Below are 19,470 nucleotides of genomic sequence, written 5' to 3'. Positions count from 1 at the left end.
ATCCGGTACAGATGGAGGGAGTGCCGTGAATAAGAGTTATGAAGTTGAATATTGCAATCTGGAGCTGCGGTTCAACCGTCGGCATATCCAAAATTTGATCAGAGACCTTATTCGTGAGGGATATTCACTATATTGGAGCGAGGACGAATCCTTTTTTATCCTGTCAGTCCGAACCGGCCGCAAGCTGGTAAAGCTCCGCTTTCAACAGACACGCACGGGGAACTACAAGATGACTGGAGATTATATCATTAAGGATGCAAAACTTGCAGAGTGGCTGGAGAAGCTGATTGGAGATACACGCGGGCATGCGGTTGTGAAGCGATTTAAGGATCAACAGATGACCGTGGAGAACATTTTATTCGGTGAAGTCATTCGGCTCGTGGAAGTTTCCGGATTCAAACAGCGTGTTATTTTTCAAAAGGAACCTGCGCCGACGGCGGAAGAGATGGAAGAAATGTTCCTCTCGCGTGAAGGCGAGGAAAGGCTCATGTTGTTGCGCATGGAAGTAGACGATGAACTGGAGCGCCTCTACACGGCCATGCAGATGGATAATATCGAAAAAGCAAATGCTTGCCGTCAAGTCTTAAAACAGTTGTCTGGACATCTGTTAATGTTGGAAGGATGACAAGATAAGGCCGTATTTATGAAAATACGATGAACACCTCAGCAGATTGGGGTGTTTTCTCGTTGCGTAGCTGTGCCACGGGGTTCACTTCTATACATAAAACCGTTAAAATGGGAGTATTGTTGAGAATTTATTTCAATAAAATTAATTGGAGCAAAGGATGGAGGACCAGATGACAAAACAACAAATTGGCGTAATTGGCCTGGCTGTCATGGGCAAAAATTTGGCCCTTAACATTGAAAGCAAAGGTTTCTCAGTATCGGTATTTAACCGTTCCCCGGAGAAAACCAATGATCTTCTGAAAGAAGCTGAGGGTAAAAACCTGACAGGCTCATTCTCCATTGAAGAGTTCGTAGCATCCCTGGAATCCCCGCGCAAAATTTTGATCATGGTACAAGCCGGCAAAGCGACCGACGCTACCATTGAACAACTGCTTCCTCACCTGGATGAGGGCGACATCATCATTGACGGAGGGAATGCATACTTCCCTGACACGCAACGTCGCAGCAAAGAGTTGGAAGACAAAGGCATTCGTTTCATCGGTACAGGTGTATCCGGTGGTGAAGAAGGCGCACTGAAAGGCCCTTCCATCATGCCAGGTGGACAGGAAAGTGCTTATAAACTGGTTGAACCGATCCTGACGGCGATCTCGGCCAAAGTCGGTGACGATCCATGTTGTACATATATTGGACCTGATGGTGCCGGACACTATGTGAAAATGGTGCATAACGGTATCGAGTACGGAGATATGCAGTTGATTGGTGAAGCGTACCACTTGCTCAAATCCGTATTGAACGTTTCCGTTGAAGAGCTGCATGCGATCTTTACGGAATGGAATCAAGGAGAGCTGGATAGCTACCTGATCGAAATCACGGCAGATATCTTCTCTAAATACGATCCAGAAACGGGCAAACCAATGGTTGACGTCATTCTGGATGCTGCTGGACAAAAAGGAACAGGTAAATGGACAAGCCAAAGCGCGCTGGATCTCGGCGTTCCATTGTCCATGATTACAGAATCCGTATTCTCCCGTTTCCTGTCTGCGATGAAGGACGAGCGTGTAGCAGCTAGCAAAATCCTGAATGGACCAGCGACTGAAGCGTTCTCCGGTGACAAAAAAGCATTTATCGAGAGCGTGCGTAAAGCCCTCTTTGCAAGTAAAATCGTATCCTACGCACAAGGATTTGCACAAATGCGTGCAGCTTCCGACGAGTATGGCTGGGATCTGAAATACGGTAACATTGCCATGATCTTCCGTGGTGGCTGTATCATCCGTTCGCAGTTCCTGCAAAACATCAAGGAAGCTTATGATAAAGACGCAGCGCTGAAAAACCTGCTCTTGGATCCTTACTTCCAAAACATCGTTGAGTCTTATCAAGGCGCATGGCGTGAAGTTGTAGCGGCTGCTGTAAAACAAGGTGTTCCAGTACCTGGCTTCTCCAGCGCTCTTTCTTACTACGACAGCTACCGCACAGAGCGTTTGCCAGCAAACTTGCTGCAAGCCCAACGTGACTACTTCGGTGCTCACACGTTCAAACGTGTGGACAAAGAAGGCAGCTTCCACCACAACTGGATGGAGTAGTACCACATATACAAGGCTATTAGATTTGGCCAAAGAGCCCTTAATCAGGAGCTTTGGCCTGCTAAGGGGCTCAAAAGAGGTTTGGCGTTCCGGTGATTGCCGGTTTACGCTGAGCCTCTTTTTTACTGTGTTATACAGTAATAGTGTTGATGGAGAAGATATGTTGCTGGTTCTAGACCTAATGAACATGAGACACTCTATTTTGGAAAAATGAGCCGCTCTTATTTTTTAACGAACTCAGAAGGCCCTATTTCAATAATTTGCAGCGAGATTTCGGTGTTTTGACGGTGATTTTTTTAAATAAGCTTACTGAGATTCGTAAGAAGTTTAACTACGCCTATTTTACGTAAATAAGTTCATTGGAGTTCGTTAGTTTGCTGGGATGGTTACTGATTGAGACGTTTGGGGGGCTCATAACTGCTTGAGGGTAATCTGACGTAGGCTTAGATGCCGGGAGTTACTTGATCTGTCTTGGAAGTACTTGCGGATGGTCGAAAGGAAGTCGGTAAGGAGATGGTCTTTCCCAGTCCGCAGGGCTGTGTTATGATAGGACAAAAGTGCTCACGAATTGCTTGAATTAAAGGAGTGTACACCTTGAGCAAGTCTAACAATATTATTCTCATTGGTATGATGGGAACCGGCAAATCAACCGTCGCTGACATGCTTGCACGCGAGCTTGGTTATCGATTGATTGATGTAGATGCCGCGGTGGAAAAAGAGGAAGGCTGTACGATTCCGGAATTGTTCACTGGCAAGGGAGAGACGTATTTCCGTGATGCCGAGAGCCGCATGTTATGCTCGGTGCTGGAGAAGAAGTCACAGGTCATAGCGACCGGAGGTGGCGTGGTGCTACGTTCGGATAATTGTGACGTGATGTTGAAAAATGGTTGGGTTGTTGCCTTGACTGCTGATCCGGCAGTGATTGTAGAGCGTGTTAGTGGCTGTGACAATCGTCCACTCCTCGCAGGTAATGCAGAGGAACGCATTCAGGCAATTATGGAAGAACGGAAAGACGCATATCGGTTCGCACATTATACGGTGGATACAACCGAGTTATCCGCTGCTGAAGTGACTCGTTTAATTTTAGCGCATTACCGCGTCTAAGCTTGTTATCATCGAAGTTTGATGGTTGATAGGTGGTGGCAGATATAACAAAACGGGCCATATTGGCCCGTTTCTAGGAGTGGAGCAGAGCAGAGTCATAAGGTTACAGATGACTCTGCTCCGCTCCGGGGTTCTCTAGTCTTCCTGTTGCCACTGAAGCATACCGCCGACCATGTTTGTACAGCCTTCATATCCCAGTTGCTGCAGATATTCACAAGCACGCTCACTGCGGTAACCGCTACGACAGATGATCACGATCTCGCCTGATTTCTCAATCTCAGACAGTCGGTCCGGAATCTGTCCAAGCGGAATATGCTTGGCTCCTTCGATCATGCCTTGCGCGACTTCATCGTCCTCGCGGACGTCTATCATCTGCAGCTTCTCTCCCGCCTGTAAACGGCGGCGCAGCTCAGACGTTTCAATTTCAGCTATTTGTGTCATATTCAGGTCCTCTTTTCTGTATGGACTTAACGCTATAATGATACCCAAGCGATGCACGGAATGTCAATTTGGCCACAATATTATCAACGAAGGAGAATTTCATCCATGGACGTTATTGTTAAACCAACCCCCACTCTGAACGGGGAAATCGGGGCTCTGTCCTCCAAAAATTACACGACCCGCTATTTGCTTGCTGCTGCGCTGGCAGAAGGCACAAGTACCATCCATTTCCCGGCACACAGTGAAGACAGTGACGCCATGCGCAGATGTATTCGCGATCTGGGGGCAGTGCTTGAAGAAGACGACAGCAAGATTGTGATACAGGGCTTTGGCAGTCATCCCCGTGATGTGCGTGAATTGAATGTAGGGAATGCGGGTGCTGTACTTCGTTTCCTGATGGGCGTTACAGCGCTCTGCCCTGAAGTTACTTTTGTGAATACGTACCCGGATTCGCTGGGCAAACGTCCACATGATGACCTGATCGATGCGCTTGGTCAATTGGGTGTAGATGTACAGCATGAACAAGGACGCCTGCCGATTACAATCAAGGGTGGCAATGCCAAGGGTGGACACATTCGTGTATCCGGCTCCGTCAGCTCCCAATATCTGAGTGCGTTGTTGTTTGTAACTCCATTGCTTGCAGAAGACAGCACCATTGAAGTACTGAATGACCTGAAGTCCAAGGTCGTTATCGGACAGACCCTGGAAGTGCTGGAGCAGGCAGGTATCGTTATCCATGCAAGTGATGATTATATGTCCTTCCGTGTACCAGGTGGACAGGCTTACCAGCCGACGACCTACACGGTTCAAGGGGACTACCCGGGTTCAGCAGCGGTTCTTGCCGCAGCAGCGGTTACACAGTCTGATGTGAAAATTCTGCGCCTGATGGAGCAGAGCAAACAGGGTGAACGTGCCATCGTTGACGTGCTGCGCATGATGGAAGTGCCATTGACACATGAGAACGATGTCGTACACGTTCAAGGTAATGGCAGACTGAAAGCAATCGAATTCGACGGGGATGCCGCGACGGACGCCGTTTTGGCTATGGTAGCCGCAGCTGTGTTTGCGGAAGGCACCTCACGGTTCTATAATGTAGAGAACCTGCGTTACAAGGAATGTGACCGAATCACCGATTATTTGAACGAACTGCGGAAGGCAGGAGCAAACGTTGAAGAGCGTCAAGCTGAGATTATCGTACATGGACGTCCAGAAGGCGTTGAAGGCGGCGTTGAGATTAACGCTCATTACGATCATCGCGTAATTATGGCGCTCACTGTTGTTGGTCTGCGTTCCAAGGAGCCGCTTCGTATTCGGGATGCACACCATGTAGCCAAGTCTTATCCGCAATATTTCGATCATTTGCAGGCGCTTGGCGCCTCGGTTCAATGGGTAAAAGAGTAAATAACTGAAAACCTGTTTTTTTTGAACACGCACTTTAATCAGAAAAGGATGGTGCTTGAACATGGAATTTAACAACCCTACTCGTGAAGAAATTGGACAACTTTTGCGCAAGGCAGGCAACATCGCAGTCGTCGGCTTATCAGACAAATCAGATCGCACTTCCTATATGGTGGCAGAAGCCATGCAGAGCAGAGGTTATCGCATCATCCCGGTTAATCCACAGGTGCAAGGTGAAATCCTTGGCGAGACGGTATATGCCACACTCGCGGATATTCCAGAGCCGGTAGACATTGTCAATGTGTTTCGTCGCGAAGAGTTTTGCGCGGATGTCGCTCGTGACGCCGCTGCCATCAAAGCAAATGTGCTGTGGCTGCAGCTTGGCATCCATAGTGATGAAGCGGTCCAGATTGCTGCAGAGAACGGCATGACAGCGGTAACGAATCGTTGTATCAAGGTAGAGGATTCCATCGTTCTGCGCGGCGCTGGACGCGGCTGAGAGGCTCGTTCACCTGTGATCGAATGATCTCCTGATCTGAACCAATTGAATGATTATAGGATGAATCCCGTTAACTTGAAGTTGACGGGATTTTTTCTGTTCTATTTTTGCCGTATTAATTACCAATTGGTTACTGTTTTGCTTTGACAAAACGTTGCGTAAAGCTTACCATCTAGGATAGAAAGGAGAGGTCGCCATGAATTGGCTCGGATCCTTGCAGCAGCTCGGACGAGCGGTAATGCTGCCTACAATGGTCCTGCCCGCCGCCGCAATTTTGCTCAGTGTTGGCAGTCTGCCTTGGGACGCCTGGGGATTGGATATTGTCGGTGAAGTGTCTACCGTGGCCGGACACGGTATTTTTTATTTCTTACCGTATCTGTTCGCTGTCGGTGTAGCACTGGGACTCTCCAACCAGGCCGGACAAGCGGGACTTGCTGCTCTGGCTGGTATCGTGATATATGATCAGGTAACTCGGAACTTCGGGGATGGCACCGTTCAGCCCGCTTCCTTAATCGGAATCATACTCGGCGCGCTTGCCGGTGGGATGCATAATCGGTTTAAAAGCATTAAACTGCCTGAAATTTTACAATTTTTTGGAGGTTCAAGGTTTGTTTTGCTCATTGTCGGACTTTGTTCGGCATTGTTCTCCTGTTTTATGTTATGGCTCGCTCCGATCCTACAGCATGGATTGAACGGCATTGCTACCTGGGAATACAGTCTCGGGGGTTTTGGACTGTTCATCTACGGAGTGTTATACAGGGTGCTGGTTGCTTTTGGGCTTCATCACCTGCTTAACAATGTATTTTGGTTCCAGTTAGGGACGTTTGAAACGCCTGATGGTAACATTGTGCAAGGGGATTTGCCCCGATTTTTTGCAGGTGATCCAACAGCAGGATTCTTTATGGCGGGTCTGTTTCCCATCATGATGTTTGCCATTCCGGCAATAGCCTTTGCTATTATTCAGGAAGCCAGGGAAGATCTGAAACCAAAAATCAAGAAAACTTTTCTGACATCGGCACTCGTTTGTTTTCTAACCGGGGTATCGGAACAGATTGAGTTTGCTTTTTTGTTCGCGGCACCATATCTGTTCATCGTGCATGCAGTGATGTCCGGCGTTGCCATGTGGATTAGTTACTGGCTTGATATCCGGCATGGATTTTCTTACTCCGCAGGTATTATTGATTACATACTCAATTTCCATCTATCGGAGAATGCTTGGAAGCTCATTCCGATTGGCATACTATATGGGCTGGTTTACTACTTCCTGTTCCGATGGGCGATTCGTACGTTCAAGATTCCAACACCAGGACGTGAAGAGGGCTCCATGCTGGAAGATTGGGTAGGTAACATTCCTTATCAGGCACCTTTAATCCTCGAAGCATTGGGTGGGAAGAGTAACATTGTACAGGTTGAAGCATGTATTACACGTCTTCGTCTGACTGTGCATGATGACCGCCTGATCGACACGGGTGCCATGAAGAGTATGGGGTCCGCTGGACTAATCAAGTTGGGTGGCGGTAACGTACAGGTGGTATTCGGGACCTACTCGGAATTGATTCGGGAAGAAATCGCGAAGCTGCTGGAAAGAGATCTGCAACAGGTTCTGTTCTGTGCCCCCGTTCAGGGCAAAATGCTCCCGATTGAAGAGGTGCCGGATCAGATCTTTGCAGCCAAGCTTGTCGGTGATGGTGTAGCCTTTGTCCCGGAAAAGGGAGAGCTGGTCTCACCCGTGTACGGAACGATTATGCACTTGTACCCGACCATGCATGCCTTGGGTATATCTACCCGTGAGGGGCTTGAAGTGTTACTGCATATCGGCATCGATACCTCTCAGTTGAAAGGCCATTTTGAAGCTTTTGTTCAGGAGGGCGATACGGTGGAGCCAGGGCAGTTGTTGATCAAGTTTGATCTGGCAGTACTCCGCGAGCAAGCGGCGTCACTAACAACACCAATGGTAATTACGAATCCAGATCGTGTAAAATCATGGAGTTTTGCTCCATTTAAGCAAGTTAAGAAAGGTCAGGCATCCGTTATGTCCGTGGTGCTCTATGACAGGAACGTTGGAGGGGTAGAATGAAGATACAAGGCATCAACGGAGCTGCAGGCATAGCCATCGGCAAAGCATTTGTCCTGCCCAGTTGGGAATGGGATCTGCCGGATCAGAAGATGGATTCGGTGGATCTCGCCCAAGAGTTCGAACGGCTGTATGAGGGCATACGGACATCAAAGGATGAGATCGAATATATCAAAAATGAGTTCAAGGAAGTTGTTGGTCCAGAGGAGTCCAGTATCTTTGATGCACATCTGGCAATCCTCGAAGATCCGGTATTCATGAACGAAATTCGCGGTATTATTGAGCGTCAATATAAGGCAGCAGAAGTGGCGGTCAAAGAAGCCATAGACCATTTTGTCACGATGTTTGACTTGCTGGAAGACGAGTATATGAAGGAGCGGGCCATTGACATCAAGGATGTGGGTAACCGTCTGCTCAAGCATTTGCTCGGTGCACCGGAGATTACACTTCCTTCGGATACCCAGCCGTATGTACTCGTTGCCAAAGAACTGTCGCCATCTCAACTGGCGCATCTGAATCCCACCCATGTACTAGGCATTGTGACCTTGATTGGCGGGAAAACATCACATTCTGCGATTATGGCTCGTGCCCTTGGCATTCCTCTCGTTTCCGGTCTGGAAGCGAGTCTTGGCATGCCGGTAGAGACAGGGGATATGCTTGTGGTGGATGGTGACAATGGCTTGGTATTTACGGACCCGGATCGCAAGACAATTGAACGGTATACCATGCTTCGCAGCAAACAACTGAAGAAAAAGGAACAACTTCAAGTCCTTGCTACCGTGGATGCCGTAACCAAAGATGGGGCCGTTTTGCACTTGGCTTCCAATATCAGTTCGGTGAAGGAATTGGACCTTGCTTTGAAACAAGGAGCCAAAGGTGTGGGCTTGTTCCGAACAGAGTTTTTGTATATGGACCGTGCAACTTTCCCTGGTGAGCAAGAACAGTATGAGGTGTACCGTCTTGTGGCAGAGAAAACAGCAGGACAATCGGTTGTTATTCGTACACTGGATATCGGTGGTGACAAGCAACTCGATTACTTTGAATTGCCGGAGGAAGACAATCCGTTTCTGGGTTACCGTGCCATTCGGATTAGTCTCGACCGCAAAGATCTGTTCAAAACACAGCTTACAGCCATTCTGCGTGCCAGCGCGGCCGGAAATGTCAAAATTATGTACCCTATGATCTCTTCGGTGGAAGAACTTCAGCAGGCCAATGAGATTCTTCGTGAGGCGATGTCCGATCTGGACGAGCGGGGATTATCATACGACCCTCACATTCAGGTGGGAATTATGATCGAAGTTCCTGCAGCGGTGATGATTGCTGATCTGCTCGCAGAGGAAGCTGATTTCTTCAGTATTGGTACGAACGACCTGGTTCAATATGTACTGGCAGTAGATCGAATGAATGAGCAGATTGCTCATATGTATCACCCCTATCATCCGGCTGTTCTGCGGATGCTTCGTGCGACAGCAGATGCGGCTCATACGGCTGGAATTGATGTCAGTGTGTGCGGAGAGATGGCAGGGGATGAACGTGCCATTCCGCTTTGGTTGGAGCTTGGCATTCGCCACTTGAGTATGTCTCCACAATCCTTGTTACGTGTGAAGCACAGAGTGCTGAACACAACAGCATCGGCCGCCAAAGAAGAAGCGCGAAAGTGCTTCGCCTTACGGACCAGCGGAGATATTGAGGAGCGACTGCAAGTCTTTAATGATTCCACGGGAAGTCCGGATGAACAAAGTGGTTCGAACGCATCGTAATTAGGGAAACTGGATATAAATACCTTTAAGTTAATATATTTACATTTGTGATAATTATTTGTTGGAAAACTTGTTATATAAATAACCCCACTGTGCATGAGAGCACAATGGGGTTATTTTTACTTGTTAGCGAGTGCATCACAGAATGCCTTGCCATAAGGTGGAAGGTCGGGCGGACGACGTGCTGAGATGATATGTCCATCAACAACAACCGCTTCATCTTTCCAGATAGCACCTGCATTTTCCATGTCATCCCGAATACCTGGTGTAGAGGTTACTGTAACCCCGTCCAGAATTTTGGCAGAAATTAGCACCCAGCCCGCATGACAGATCTGTCCAATCGGTTTCCGGTCTGCATTCATTTCCTTTACAAGCTCCAGTACTTTGGGATAACGACGCAGCTTGTCCGGCGCCCAGCCGCCTGGCACGAGAATGCCATCGTAATCTGAACTGTCGAGTTCATCGAAACTGTATTCGGCTTCAGCAGGCACACCATATTTGCCAATATAGGTTTTTCCTTTTTTCTCTCCGGCAAGATGCACTTCTGCACCTTCTTCACGAACCCGATGTACAGGGTACCACAATTCTAAATCCTCGAATTCTTCATCGACCAGAGCGATGACTTTTTTACCGGTTAATCTCATGTCCATCTCTCCTTTTTGCGGTGATTAGGTCTGTTGCGTCTTTAATTGTAACAGATTCTCCAAGGGACTTCATGGAAGTGCATATTCAGTTTGGAGGAAGCGATTACAAGTCAGTAACTGCCTGCATTCGACAACCTTCATCTGGAGGGAGTGGTAATTTGTGCAACCTTTCATTTATAGCAGGATTTGAGCCGAAATAGGTCGAATGGTACTTATATAGAGTACAGAACGAATGAGGTGATGGTGGTGCGCAAGTCGTGCAGATGTGGACATGTAATGGAGTTGGAATTAAGAACAGTGGTGTACGCCAAAAAAGTGGAGATTCGAAACGTACCCGTATTTGCGTGTACAGACTGTGTATCATACGAAGTGCTTCCGCCGGTCAAGCCGGACTTAACAGAATGCATAAACACATTGGGTGAACAGCCCGTGAAGCAAGACGTATCTTTTGGTGAACGTAATGAATTGGCAGACCTGTTTCATGAGCTACTGCTGGCCTGGCCGGATGCGACCGATCGGGAGATGGAATATCGAATGCAGCAAGCAGTGGAGGAGCGTATCAATCTGCTGCTTGACATTATGGGTTACGCAACGAAGTCTGGTGATGCAGCGTGGATGGAGACCACGGAGCGTAGATTAAGTCAATTATCCGGATTTGTGTGGCAGGAGTACTTCTCAAATGTTGTCTAATTTTGACGTGTAAAATGCTTGTTTTCATGAAAATTGGCTTTTTCGCTCACTTTTTGTTAAGATATCGAAGAGTGAAAACGCTCAACATAGCGGTATTCCTGGTAAAGGGGGATGTATATCTAATGGCTGACATGACTAAAATGACAAGTATTGAACAGCTAAACTCCGCAGTGGAGGCTACCAAGGATCAACCCTTGCTTCTGTTTAAGCATAGCACGCGCTGTCCGATCAGCTCGAACGCTTATCAGGAGATGAACGATTATTTGCTTAACAATGCCAATGAACAAGTGAAATATGGCATCATCTATGTTGTGGAAGATCGCCCGGTATCCAATGAAGCAGCAGACAAGCTGGGTGTTAAGCACGAATCTCCACAGGCGATCCTGATTAAAAAGGGAATTCCTGTATGGCATACTTCCCATTCAGATATTACTAGAACCACACTTACGAATGTTTTGAGTGAGTCCTAAAGCCTATTTTAATTGATTAATGCAAAAATTTGTCGTAATATAAATCTTAATGAAAATGGTATGAAAATTTACTGGTAATGGAGAGAAGTACTGTGACGGTAACCATTTATGATGTGGCACGTGAAGCTGGAGTGTCTATGGCAACGGTATCACGGGTAGTTAATAATAACCCTAATGTCAAACCGCAAACGCGGAAAAAAGTATATGAAGCCATCGAACGGTTGGGATATCGTCCGAATGCGGTAGCCAGAGGTCTGGCAAGCAAGAAGACAACCACGGTCGGGGTCGTTATTCCAGATATTTCGAACTCAACCTTCGCGGAGATTGCCCGCGGAATTGAAGATATTGCGAATATGTATCACTACAATATTATTTTGTGTAATGCAGACAAGAAGAAAGAAAAAGAAATTCGTGTTATTAACACGTTGCTCGAAAAACAAGTAGACGGACTGCTCTTCATGGGCGGAACAGTAACGGACGAACACATTCAGGCGTTCCAGTCTGCGGCTGTGCCGATCGTACTTTGTGCAACGAGTGATGAGAAGGGCACATTCCCTTCGGTGGATATTGACCATGAGGCGGCTGCGTTTGATGCGGTAAACACTCTGATTCGTCATGGACACAAGGAAATTGCGATGATCAGTGGTACACTGCAAGATCCGGCGAATGGATATGCCCGTTTCCAAGGATACAAAAAAGCACTGGAAGCAGCGGGGATTGAATACCAGGAGGATCTTGTTCGAATCGGTAACTATCGATATGAATCCGGTGTGGAAGCAATGAAATATTTCCTTGGGCTCAAGAAAAAACCATCAGCTATCTTTGCTGCTACAGATGAAATGGCCATTGGTGCCATTCACAGCATTCAGGATGACGGTCTGAAAGTACCGGATGACTTCTCCATTATTAGTGTGGATAACATCCGTATGGCTTCCATGGTGCGTCCTCAGTTGACAACAGTGGCTCAGCCAATGTACGACCTTGGCGCAGTAGCGATGCGTTTGCTGACCAAGTTGATGAAGAAAGAAAATGTGGAGAACCCACGGGTTATTTTGCCGCATGAAACGATTCTTCGTCTGTCTGTAAGTCACGCAGATGTAGTTTAATCGGGATTATATACAGTAAGGGAGAAGTCATTCTCTCTACATAGTGGATATGCGAAAGCTCCGGAGACGGAGCTTTTGTGCTGAATTAGTTTAAAAATGAAAACAGGGGGTATCAGAAGATGCGTGAAAAGATTGGTATTATCGGAGCGATGGATGAGGAAGTCGAGCTTTTGCTGGCAGGTATGAAGCAGCTTGAGACGGTCAAACAAACCGGCATTACATACGCTGCGGGCGAGTGGCTGGGCAAGCAAATTGTCGTGTGCAAATCCGGCGTAGGCAAAGTAAATGCAGCGGTTACAACGCAGATCTTAATTGATCGTTTTCAGGTTAATCGGATTATCTTCACAGGTGTTGCGGGTGCAGTTAACCCGGAGCTGAACATTGGAGATATGGTTATATCGTCTGTATGTGTTCAGCACGACATGGATGTAACGCCACTGGGGTTCGCACGCGGGGTTATTCCTTACCAGGAGACATCTGCATTCCCTGCCGAGGCTTCGCTTATTACACTGGCTGAAGAAGCGTGTAAAGCACAGGGAGCCAATTACCTAATCGGTAAAGTGTTATCTGGAGACCAATTTATCGCGAATAAAGATACAGTTAACATGTTATATACTGAGATGGACGGTGCATGTGCGGAGATGGAAGGGGCTGCAGTTGCTCAGGTCTGTTACATGAATCGAGTACCGTTTGTTGTCCTGCGTGGGATGTCAGATAAAGCGGATGGTTCGGCGCATGTTAACTTTGCTGAATTTACCGTGGAATCTTCGCAGCGTTCACATCGTATTGTGGAGCATATGTTAGAAAATATGTAATGACATAAGCTTATATTGCAATACCCATCCGAAATCCATGAAAAACCGCCTTCGATTAGCTGTTCCATGAGGTATGGAGCAACGCTGCGAGAGGCGGTTTTTGTTATGTATATCGTTTTTCGAACAGATCATCGAATTAGTACATGAACCGATGGCGGAAGCGTACCCGATCAAACTGTTCTTCCGATGTGATGGGCACCTGACTTCCGATACGTACCATCAAACAGTTCGCAGGATGTGAACAGATTTCGGGGTCGTCTGTTGCATACCAGGTCATGTCGATCGTTTCCATCAACCTCTCCATCATTTTGCGATAATCCCATACGTTTAGTCCGCTGCCCTTCAGATCCCAATGCCAATAATATTCTGTGGTGAAAATAATGTAGTTCTCCATGTATTTATCTTCCAAAGCGGTAAGTAACATCTCACGTCCAATGCCAAGCGAGCGATAGTCGTCCGCAACCTCGATTGCCCCAAGCTCTATCAGATCAGTCATATTACCCTCGGACCAGCGTTCACAATCATCCGCATAGTGAAAGGTTACATAGCCGATAATGGTTTCATTTTCGTGTGCAATGATAATTCGCCCTTCAGGCAATGCTGCGATCTCGGCCAGAGCTTCTTGCTGCTCCGTTGGGCGCCGAAAGGCATCCAGATCCGGATGGAAGGCAAGACGGGTTATCTCCTCGGCCTGCACGGGGCCTTCAACAGTAATTCGGTGGCCGGACTTGAAGATGGAACGCATATGATGTTCTTTGATATGTTCCATGGTTCATGCTCCTCTCTTTCCTACTTATAGAGGTTATTCAAAAAGAACGCTATAGCAAAAATCCAAAAAATTGAAAAGCCATAGACGACAATTGAAAAGATTTGCTATAATTGCGTAGACAAAAAATGTTCACAATTCAATACAGTATAGTTAACATCTGTTTGGCCGAGCAAGTACATGATGAGAAGTTCTCTCTACTAATGTAAGCGCTAACTGGAAGTTCAGTCAACACAAAGGCAATGAGAAGTGACCCCTAACGGGAATCGAAATGTCGAGTTGAAGGAGGCTGGCAAGCATGAGTCAAGCACATGGTGAGATGCTGCAAACGGTTGTGTCTGAATCTAATCTGGGCGATTACACGGAGGCGAGAAGCCGGTTCGATTGGGAATCGGTGGAAAGGCACTTTACGTGGCACGCCAGCGGAAAAGTAAACATGGCGCATGAAGCGATTGATCGTCATGTACTGGAAGGAAGGGGCGGAAAAACCGCTTTATTGTATAGCGATGCTTCACGTGAAGAGTCCTATACTTTTGCTGATCTGAGTGAACAGTCGAGTCGGTTCGGGAGCGTTCTCCGCAAATATGGCATAGCCAAAGGGGAACGGGTGTTTATTTTTATGCCTCGAAGTCCTGAACTGTATTTTAGTCTCCTGGGTATATTGAAAGCTGGAGCCATCGCGGGTCCGTTGTTCGAAGCTTTTATGGAAACGGCTGTGAAGGATCGGCTGGAGGATAGCGGAGCAGTAGCACTGGTTACCACTCCGGAATTACTGAAGCGCATCAAACGTTCCGAATTGCCCGAACTCAAACATATATTTATTGTGGGTGGGGGCGCGCAGACTGAAGAAGGACTCATCGATTTTGATGCAGAGATGTCTGCCGCTTCGGATGAGATGGAAGTAGAGTGGCTGAATCGTGAGGATGGTTTGCTTATTCATTATACCTCAGGCTCTACGGGTAAACCCAAAGGGGTGTACCATGTTCAAAATGCCATGATTCAGCACTATTATACAGGTAAGGTTGTTCTGGATTTACGTGAGGATGATGTGTACTGGTGCACTGCTGACCCAGGTTGGGTGACAGGGACTTCTTACGGTATCTTTGCTCCATGGCTCAACGGAGTGACCAATGTGATACGGGGTGGGCGTTTCAGCCCTCAAGATTGGTACAGCACCATCCAGAAGAACAAAGTCACGATCTGGTACAGTGCACCAACGGCCTTTCGTATGCTGATGGGAGCGGGAGAAGAGACCATTGCCCAGCATGATCTGAGCAGTCTGCGTCATGTCATGTCTGTTGGTGAACCGCTCAATCCGGAGGTTGTTCGTTGGGGATGGAAAGCCTATGGTCAGCGGATTCATGATACATGGTGGATGACGGAAACAGGTGCACAGCTAATCTGTAACTATCCCGGAATGCCGATTAAGCCTGGCTCCATGGGACGTCCGTTGCCTGGAATCGAAGCAGCGATTATTGATGATCGCGGGCAGGAATTACCGCCGTACAGTATGGGTAATCTGGCCATACGGGCACCTTGGCCATCCATGATGGCGAAGATCTGGAATAACCCTGTGAAATACGAGGAGTATTTCAGGCTTACGGGCTGGTATGTATCCGGTGACTCCGCTTATATGGATGAAGAAGGATATTTCTGGTTCCAGGGACGTATTGATGATGTGATTAATTCGTCAGGCGAGCGTATCGGCCCCTTTGAGGTGGAGAGCAAGCTCGTGGAGCATCCTGCGGTAGCTGAGGCGGGTGTAATCGGTAAGCCGGATGTGACACGTGGGGAGATCATCAAGGCCTTTGTGGCGCTTCGTGAAGGATATGAGGCGACACCGGAGCTGAAAGAAGAGATCTATCGTTTTGTCAAAGAGGGCTTGTCTGCCCACGCTGCTCCGCGTGAGATTGAGTTTAAGGATAAACTGCCCAAGACACGTTCCGGCAAGATCATGCGCCGTGTCCTGAAAGCCTGGGAGCTTGATCTGCCAACAGGAGATCTATCCACCATTGAAGACTAACGCGACAATGCAAGGATCATCAATGTGTTGGTATCGATGGTGATACATTGAGTAGTGGGGAGAAGTTAATACTCTACGAAGCCAAATATAGTGACTCTACCCATTAAAATCGGTTGTAAAAGCCTGCTTTATGCCAATGGCATGAAGCAGGCTTTTTTAGCTGCTGCCTGCTGCACATGCAAATAAAAAGCCGCACACTCAGATACAGTCTGAGGATGCGGCTTGTTTTGGAACGCTATGCCTGAATCAGGGTTGAAAATGTAGGGCTGCAGAAGGTTCGGATTCACCCGCACTGTTGCTGGCAGATACCTTGAACCATCCACTGGTCGATGCGGGTACTCCATAATCCATGGTATTTCCCGCTGTTGTTCCAATTTTGGTGTAAGGAGCTGAGCCTGTTTCACTGTAATATACAGTATAACTATCTGCGTTTGGACTGGCCGCCCATTGAATACGCAGTCCTTGAGTGAGGGCAGATACGCTGACTTGACCAGGTGTGCCTGGGGCTGTCGTTGTTGTATTATCGGTCTGCGTTTCTCCCGGCGTAACGACTGTACCAGGAACTTCAATCGGTTGATCAATCTCTTCTTCCACAGGGGGAGCTACACCAGCACTATTTACTGTAGCGCTAGGAGCAGATTCTCTGCCGGCAACATCCACTGCCGTTACATAGAAGGCGAAGTTACCGCCTTGCGCTGCATATGCAGAAAATGATCTGGATTCACCGGCCAAGACAACCTGGCCCTGGTTCTGGAATCCTCCACCGTTTACAGAACGGTACAGACGATAACCCACGACATCATTTTCAGGTGTGGCATTAAATGTAATGACTGCTCTGTCACCCGAGGTTGAGATGCGTACGTTGCCTGGTGCATCAGGAGCTTTGCCGTTATCTGTCCTTGGATCAATCTGTGTTGGCATGTCTGCACCAGCATCTTCAGGAAGATAATAAGCAAGTGACTCATGTCGACTCATACGTGAGAATGCATTTTGCAATTCTTTGATGAGATCCGAGATTGGTTTTTTACGCTTGATTACTGTTTTTTCCTTCAACATGTCCGAAGGTGTTCCGTCACGCGGAATATAGTTTACACCATTGTAAGTAATGTACTTGGCTTTGGCTACACCATCATCGCTATCCTTCGGAACAAACTTGCTGTTGAAAATATCCGTAACAAATTTGTCAGTCATGGATGTTGGCAACTTGCCACTGTATGCAGACACCGTGCGCGTTTCGATGCCAGATGGTTTTTTGAACGAATCCGTAACGAACAGATCTTTTTGCGTATCGATCACTTCGTTCAGGATTTTCGACCACAGTTGCTGCGCACGTTTTCTCTGTGATTTACTTTCCAGCGTATTCACGGGCTGTTTGTATCCAACCCACACGCCAAGTGTGACATCTGGTGTATAACCTTCAAACCAGACATCTGCGTAGTTTTGAGTGGAACCCGTTTTACCTACGATTGGCACACTCTTGGAATATTTGTAATTTTCACGTACTTTATCTGCCGTTCCTTCTGTAATAACGGTCCGCAGCATATCGGTCATCAGGTATGCTGTCTGCTCCGAGAAAGCTTGGACAGGTTCAGTATCGTGTTTATAAACGATGTTTCCTTTGGAATCTACAATTTTGCTAATCATGTAAGAATCGTTATATACACCCTTATTGGCGATAGCACCATAGGCACTGGTTAATTCTTCAACGGTTACACCGTATTGGAGACCTCCGAGAACACCAGTCTGAGCCTGATAGTCTTCCTTCTGAATGGTGGTAATCCCCAGTTTCTTGGCGAAGGTCCAAGCCTTCTCGATCCCTACTTCTTCATTAAACAACTTCAGAGCCGGTATATTGAGAGAATAATTCAGTGCTCTGCGGGCAGTGACGAGTCCCTGATACCGGTTGTTGGCATTCTTGGCAATGTGGTATCCGCTCGGACCATTTTTGAGAATGATCGGTGAGTCATCAATAATTGAAGCTGGCTGAACAAGACCTTCATCTAGCGCAGGAAGATAAGCGGCTATAGGTTTCATCGTTGAACCTGGCTGGCGTATCATCTGCGTTGCGTAGTTCATCTGTTCATCCTGGAAATCCCGACCCTCAATCATCCCCAGAATTGCACCGGTTTTGTGATTAATCAGCATAGCAGCAGTTTGTTCTTTTCCTTTGACAGGATCATCTGCTGAGAAATTGCTGTCATCTTCCGCAATGGTACGCATCGTTTTGTAGATGCTTTTGTTGATGGTCGTGTATATACGATATCCACCTGTCCGCAGTTGCGTCTGAGCTTCCTCTAATAATGCACTGCTTTCCTTCTGAGGTGTGGCTGCATCCGTAGCTTTGTCTGCAGATTCAGCTGTGTCGGAATTCAACTGTTTCATCAAAATCTGTGCAGCTTGTCGTTCCGTTTCCATCATAAGATATGGATAAGTGTTGTAAGCCTTGATGGTCTTCGGAGCGAGTGAGCTTTTGATATCAAAAGCTAGAGCTTCGTCATGCTCGGACTGATTGATTTTGCCCAGTTCAAGCATACGGCGTAGTACCAGATGCTGACGGTTGATTGCGCGGTCAAAATTCTCCTCTACAAAATCACCTTTACCGTTAAAAGCGGAGTAAGAGGAGGGGAGTTGTGGCAATCCAGCAAGATAAGCAGCTTGAGCGATGTTGATTTTTTCCAGATCGTTAATATTGAACAATCCTTTGGCGGCCGCTTTGATTCCGTATACGTTGTATCCGCTGGAACCATTACCAAAAGGAACTTTGTTCAGATAGGCAGTCATGATCTCGTCTTTGGTCAGGAAACGTTCGAGTCGGAGTGAGAGCAAAATTTCTTTCACTTTCCGATCTTCCGTGCGATCCAGATTCAAAAACACACGACGTGCCAATTGCTGAGTCAGTGTACTACCGCCGGTTTGTACTGATTCTTTCAGCACTTTCTGTTTCACGGCACGTAGGGTTCCGCTCATGTCTACACCTTTATGTTCGTAAAAATGATTGTCTTCAATTGAAACGACAGCATCAATAACCTTTTGTGGGATCTGGTCCGTAGTGACCGGACGCCTGTCTTCTTCCGTACGTAATTGACCGATCGGACTGCCGTCGGCAAAGTAAGCAAAGCCTGTGATGGAGTTTTCGCTGACTTTTTGTTCAATCAGGGCCCTTGAACGGACAGGCTCGTCTTTCACAATGGAACTGACGTATCCCATCAAAGCACCGCCTACAAATAGTGCCCCCATAAAGCCAAGGACAACCATCCATTTGACGAAACTTCCCAGTCTGCGGGCAAAGCTACGCTTGCGTACAGGCTGTTCTTCGGGCTTTTTCTTATTAACATCAACCATTCAGTGTCTTCCTCCTTTTAACAGCACTTATTATAGCATAAAAAGGCGGGTTTGCATGCCTGAGAAATACAAGTAATGGTCGAAATTTGCCATTCTGCCATGCATTATGCTATATATCATGCGATATTGAA

16 protein-coding genes are annotated in these 19,470 nt (G+C 47.2%); 12 read left to right on the top strand and 4 right to left on the bottom strand.

What is annotated here, in order from left to right; translation table 11 throughout:
• The first annotated feature begins 25 nt into the window (after positions 1–25).
• The 3 genes from MHI55_RS21370 to MHI55_RS21360 all read left to right on the top strand — a co-directional run bounded on the left by MHI55_RS21370 (position 26) and on the right by MHI55_RS21360 (position 3,311).
• On the top strand, positions 26–625 hold the full coding sequence (locus tag MHI55_RS21370) for a hypothetical protein (protein ID WP_036614719.1): 600 nt from the start codon (positions 26–28) through the stop codon (positions 623–625).
• Between the two features lie 172 nt (positions 626–797).
• Entirely contained in the window at positions 798–2,207 is a 1,410-nt protein-coding gene (gene gndA / locus MHI55_RS21365; RefSeq protein ID WP_036614715.1) for an NADP-dependent phosphogluconate dehydrogenase, read from the top strand.
• Positions 2,208–2,801: 594 nt separating this feature from the next.
• Positions 2,802–3,311, top strand: coding sequence for a shikimate kinase (locus MHI55_RS21360; protein WP_036614703.1), 510 nt, complete (start codon positions 2,802–2,804; stop codon positions 3,309–3,311).
• 135 nt (positions 3,312–3,446) lie between these two features.
• Here the strand turns inward: MHI55_RS21360 and MHI55_RS21355 are convergent, their stop codons facing one another.
• A complete protein-coding gene (locus MHI55_RS21355) occupies positions 3,447–3,752 on the bottom strand; it encodes a rhodanese-like domain-containing protein (protein WP_017687407.1) in 306 nt (101 codons plus the stop codon).
• Between the two features lie 105 nt (positions 3,753–3,857).
• On the opposite strand from MHI55_RS21355, the gene aroA reads away from it, so the two are divergent.
• The 4 genes from aroA (at position 3,858) to ptsP (ending at position 9,483) form a co-directional block, all read left to right on the top strand.
• The gene (gene aroA / locus MHI55_RS21350) at positions 3,858–5,153 is read left to right on the top strand and encodes a 3-phosphoshikimate 1-carboxyvinyltransferase (protein WP_017687408.1); all 1,296 of its coding nucleotides are present in this window, start codon (positions 3,858–3,860) and stop codon (positions 5,151–5,153) included.
• 61 nt (positions 5,154–5,214) lie between these two features.
• A complete protein-coding gene (locus MHI55_RS21345; protein WP_017687409.1) occupies positions 5,215–5,649 on the top strand; it encodes a CoA-binding protein in 435 nt (144 codons plus the stop codon).
• Between the two features lie 196 nt (positions 5,650–5,845).
• Positions 5,846–7,726 (top strand): glucose PTS transporter subunit IIA, encoded by a 1,881-nt coding sequence (locus MHI55_RS21340; RefSeq protein ID WP_036674872.1) that lies wholly within the window; start codon positions 5,846–5,848, stop codon positions 7,724–7,726.
• Complete coding sequence (ptsP, locus tag MHI55_RS21335) at positions 7,723–9,483, top strand: phosphoenolpyruvate--protein phosphotransferase (RefSeq protein WP_036614699.1); 1,761 nt, start codon at positions 7,723–7,725, stop codon at positions 9,481–9,483. Before MHI55_RS21340 ends, ptsP begins: the two co-directional genes overlap by 4 nt.
• A gap of 119 nt (positions 9,484–9,602) precedes the next feature.
• Here ptsP and MHI55_RS21330 read toward each other — a convergent pair whose 3' ends face one another.
• Positions 9,603–10,127, bottom strand: a complete 525-nt coding sequence (locus tag MHI55_RS21330) for a type 1 glutamine amidotransferase domain-containing protein (protein WP_036614696.1) — start codon at positions 10,125–10,127, stop codon at positions 9,603–9,605.
• Between the two features lie 282 nt (positions 10,128–10,409).
• Between MHI55_RS21330 and MHI55_RS21325 the strand changes: the two genes are divergently transcribed.
• The 4 genes from MHI55_RS21325 to MHI55_RS21310 all read left to right on the top strand — a co-directional run bounded on the left by MHI55_RS21325 (position 10,410) and on the right by MHI55_RS21310 (position 13,208).
• A complete protein-coding gene (locus tag MHI55_RS21325; RefSeq protein WP_339186524.1) occupies positions 10,410–10,817 on the top strand; it encodes a hypothetical protein in 408 nt (135 codons plus the stop codon).
• A 122-nt stretch (positions 10,818–10,939) separates the two neighbouring features.
• On the top strand, positions 10,940–11,287 hold the full coding sequence (gene ytxJ / locus MHI55_RS21320) for a bacillithiol system redox-active protein YtxJ (RefSeq protein WP_036674876.1): 348 nt from the start codon (positions 10,940–10,942) through the stop codon (positions 11,285–11,287).
• 92 nt (positions 11,288–11,379) lie between these two features.
• A complete protein-coding gene (gene ccpA, locus MHI55_RS21315) occupies positions 11,380–12,393 on the top strand; it encodes a catabolite control protein A (RefSeq protein WP_036614690.1) in 1,014 nt (337 codons plus the stop codon).
• 119 nt (positions 12,394–12,512) lie between these two features.
• A complete protein-coding gene (locus tag MHI55_RS21310; protein WP_339186526.1) occupies positions 12,513–13,208 on the top strand; it encodes a 5'-methylthioadenosine/adenosylhomocysteine nucleosidase in 696 nt (231 codons plus the stop codon).
• Positions 13,209–13,344: 136 nt separating this feature from the next.
• Here the strand turns inward: MHI55_RS21310 and MHI55_RS21305 are convergent, their stop codons facing one another.
• Complete coding sequence (locus MHI55_RS21305) at positions 13,345–13,977, bottom strand: GNAT family N-acetyltransferase (protein WP_101313583.1); 633 nt, start codon at positions 13,975–13,977, stop codon at positions 13,345–13,347.
• A 295-nt stretch (positions 13,978–14,272) separates the two neighbouring features.
• Here MHI55_RS21305 and acsA point away from each other — a divergent pair, with 295 nt between their 5' ends.
• Positions 14,273–15,997, top strand: coding sequence for an acetate--CoA ligase (gene acsA, locus MHI55_RS21300; protein WP_339186527.1), 1,725 nt, complete (start codon positions 14,273–14,275; stop codon positions 15,995–15,997).
• Between the two features lie 246 nt (positions 15,998–16,243).
• Here acsA and MHI55_RS21295 read toward each other — a convergent pair whose 3' ends face one another.
• The gene (locus MHI55_RS21295; protein ID WP_340386833.1) at positions 16,244–19,339 is read right to left on the bottom strand and encodes a transglycosylase domain-containing protein; all 3,096 of its coding nucleotides are present in this window, start codon (positions 19,337–19,339) and stop codon (positions 16,244–16,246) included.
• Between the last annotated feature and the right edge of the window lie 131 nt (positions 19,340–19,470).

The sequence above is a fragment of the Paenibacillus sp. FSL E2-0151 genome (assembly GCF_037993015.1).
In the GTDB taxonomy this organism is placed as follows: domain Bacteria; phylum Bacillota; class Bacilli; order Paenibacillales; family Paenibacillaceae; genus Paenibacillus; species Paenibacillus amylolyticus.
The sequence above is the reverse complement of the archived record's forward strand: the minus strand, read 5'-3'. Positions and strand labels throughout refer to the sequence as shown.

Coding starts and splice junctions, on each gene's coding strand:
- gndA (WP_036614715.1), top strand. CDS start 798: ATGACAAAACAACAAATTGGCGTAATTGGCCTGGCTGTCATGGGCAAA.
- MHI55_RS21355 (WP_017687407.1), bottom strand. CDS start 3,752: ATGACACAAATAGCTGAAATTGAAACGTCTGAGCTGCGCCGCCGTTTA.
- aroA (WP_017687408.1), top strand. CDS start 3,858: ATGGACGTTATTGTTAAACCAACCCCCACTCTGAACGGGGAAATCGGG.
- MHI55_RS21345 (WP_017687409.1), top strand. CDS start 5,215: ATGGAATTTAACAACCCTACTCGTGAAGAAATTGGACAACTTTTGCGC.
- MHI55_RS21340 (WP_036674872.1), top strand. CDS start 5,846: ATGAATTGGCTCGGATCCTTGCAGCAGCTCGGACGAGCGGTAATGCTG.
- ptsP (WP_036614699.1), top strand. CDS start 7,723: ATGAAGATACAAGGCATCAACGGAGCTGCAGGCATAGCCATCGGCAAA.
- MHI55_RS21330 (WP_036614696.1), bottom strand. CDS start 10,127: ATGAGATTAACCGGTAAAAAAGTCATCGCTCTGGTCGATGAAGAATTC.
- ytxJ (WP_036674876.1), top strand. CDS start 10,940: ATGGCTGACATGACTAAAATGACAAGTATTGAACAGCTAAACTCCGCA.
- MHI55_RS21310 (WP_339186526.1), top strand. CDS start 12,513: ATGCGTGAAAAGATTGGTATTATCGGAGCGATGGATGAGGAAGTCGAG.
- MHI55_RS21305 (WP_101313583.1), bottom strand. CDS start 13,977: ATGGAACATATCAAAGAACATCATATGCGTTCCATCTTCAAGTCCGGC.
- acsA (WP_339186527.1), top strand. CDS start 14,273: ATGAGTCAAGCACATGGTGAGATGCTGCAAACGGTTGTGTCTGAATCT.
- MHI55_RS21295 (WP_340386833.1), bottom strand. CDS start 19,339: ATGGTTGATGTTAATAAGAAAAAGCCCGAAGAACAGCCTGTACGCAAG.